The organism is Synechococcus sp. R3-13 (assembly GCF_047462195.1).
In the GTDB taxonomy this organism is placed as follows: Bacteria; Cyanobacteriota; Cyanobacteriia; order Thermostichales; family Thermostichaceae; genus Thermostichus.
Map to the genome: position 1 here is coordinate 1 of NZ_JANSIO010000330.1, position 2,418 is coordinate 2,418.

Below are 2,418 nucleotides of genomic sequence, written 5' to 3' on the forward strand. Positions count from 1 at the left end.
TTCAGCAGTGTTCAGCGTAAATGTATCAGCACTATGCCCTATACTCTCGAAGACTTAAAAGCCCACGGCCTTTCCCCGGCGGAATATCAACAGATCCAGCAGCAGCTGGGCCGGGATCCCAACCCCACGGAGCTGGCCATGTTTGGGGTGATGTGGTCGGAGCACTGCTGCTACAAGAACTCCCGCCCTCTGCTGAAAAACTTTCCCACCACCGGAGAGCGGGTGGTGGTGGGGCCGGGGGAAAATGCCGGGGTGGTGGATTTGGGGGAGGGGGATTGGCTGGCTTTTAAGATCGAGTCCCACAACCATCCTTCAGCGGTGGAGCCCTTTCAGGGGGCGGCCACAGGTGTGGGAGGGATCCTGCGGGATATCTTTACCCTGGGCGCCCGTCCCATTGCCCTCCTCAACTCGCTGCGCTTTGGGCCGCTGACCGATCCCCGCAACCGCCGCTTGATGGCCAGGGTGGTGGAGGGCATTGCCCACTACGGCAACTGTGTTGGGGTGCCCACCGTAGGCGGCGAGGTGGCCGTGGATCCCTGCTACACGGGCAATCCTCTGGTGAACGTGATGGCCCTGGGGCTGCTGGAGACCCCTATGGTTGTCAAATCTGCAGCCCAAGGGGTGGGAAATCCCGTTTTGTATGTAGGCTCCACTACAGGGCGGGATGGGATCCGCGGGGCCAGCTTTGCCAGCGCCGAGCTCAAGGAGGATGCGCAGCAGGATCGGCCGGCAGTGCAGGTGGGGGATCCCTTCCTGGGCAAGTGCCTCATCGAGGCCTGTCTGGAGGCCTTTGCCACAGGAGCTGTGGTGGCTGCCCAGGATATGGGGGCAGCCGGGATCACCTGCTCCACCGCGGAGATGGCCGCCAAGGGAGGGGTGGGGATCCGCTTTGACCTCGACCGAGTGCCGGCGCGGGAAAGCGGCATGGCTGCCTGGGAATACCTGCTCTCGGAATCCCAGGAGCGGATGCTGCTGGTGGTGCAAAAAGGCCGCGAGGCGGAGGTGATGGAGATCTTCCACCGCTGGGGTTTGCAAGCTAGTGTGGCCGGGGAAGTCATTGCCGAGCCGCTGGTGGAGATCTGGCACCAGGGATCCTGCGTGGTGCAGGTGCCGGTGCGGGCTTTGGCCGAAGACACCCCCGTCTATGTCCGTCCGGTGTTGCCAGAGCCGCCAGCCTACGTGCAGGCAGCGTGGCAATGGGATCCCGCCACTCTACCCCCTTGTGATTGCCAGGGGATCCACCTCGCTCAGGCAACGCTGGCATGGAAAGAGGTGCTGCTGCAGCTTTTGGCCAGCCCCACCCTGGCCAGCAAAGCTTGGATCTATCGCCAATACGACCACCAGGTGCAAAACAACACCGTCCTTTGGCCGGGTCAGGGAGATGCGGCGGTTATCCGCATCCGTTCCCAAAAGTTTGGCGTGGGCGAGGTGCCGCCCCTGCGAGCTTCCCGCAAGGCCATCGCTGCCACCCTGGATGGCAATGGCCGCTGGGTGTATTTGGATCCCTACGAGGGGGCCAAGGCAGCCGTGGCGGAAGCTGCCCGCAATCTTTCCTGTGTGGGGGCGGATCCCCTAGCTGTTACCGATAACCTTAACTTTGGCAATCCCGAAAACCCGGTGGTGTACTGGCAGCTGGCCCTGGCCTGTCGGGGGATTGGAGATGCCTGCCGTGCCCTCGGTACGCCGGTAACGGGGGGAAACGTTTCTCTCTACAACGAGACCCTCACCCCCCAGGGATCGCAGGCTATCTACCCTACCCCTGTCATTGGCATGGTGGGTCTGGTTCCCGATTTGCAATTTATCTGTGGCCAAGGGTGGCAGCAGGCAGGGGATCTCATTTACCTGCTGGGATCCCAGGCCCCCGTTAGCTTGGGGGGGAGCGAGTATTTGGCGGTCATTTACCAGAAGGTCACGGGCCGGCCTGCCCCTGTGGATTTGGAATTGGAAAAGCAGGTGCAGGCTGCCTGCCGCTATGGGATCCGCCAGAGGTGGGTGCGCTCGGCCCACGATTGCAGCGACGGCGGGCTGGCAGTGGCCTTGGCAGAAGCCTGTCTAAGCGGCAGCCGGGGAGCCACCCTCTGCCTTCCCACGCCCTTAGGCCGTTGGGATCAAGCCCTGTTTGGAGAGGGATCCAGCCGCATCGTCGTCTCCGTAAACCCAGCCCATCGATCTCTCTGGGAAGCCTATTTGGAATCCCAACTGCCGGGCCAGTGGCAGCTTTTGGGAGAGGTGGGATCCCCTGCGGATCCCCTGCTCTTAAGGACGGCAGAAGAGGATCCCTTACTGGTGGTGTCTTTGGCAGCCATGCAGGCCGCCTACCACGGTGCCTTTTCGGACTAGCTGAGCCTCGGTTGGGAAACCGTTTTCTGCGCCCAGCTCCCTTCTCCCTTGGGGAGAGGGGCCAGAGGTTGGAGAGGA

Annotated in this window: 1 protein-coding gene; it reads left to right on the plus strand. The window is 62.5% G+C overall.

Going from position 1 to position 2,418, the window contains the following annotated elements; translation table 11 throughout:
• The first annotated feature begins 24 nt into the window (after positions 1–24).
• The gene (gene purL, locus NW856_RS10235) at positions 25–2,340 is read left to right on the plus strand and encodes a phosphoribosylformylglycinamidine synthase subunit PurL (protein WP_414400124.1); all 2,316 of its coding nucleotides are present in this window, start codon (positions 25–27) and stop codon (positions 2,338–2,340) included.
• Positions 2,341–2,418: the final 78 nt, after the last annotated feature.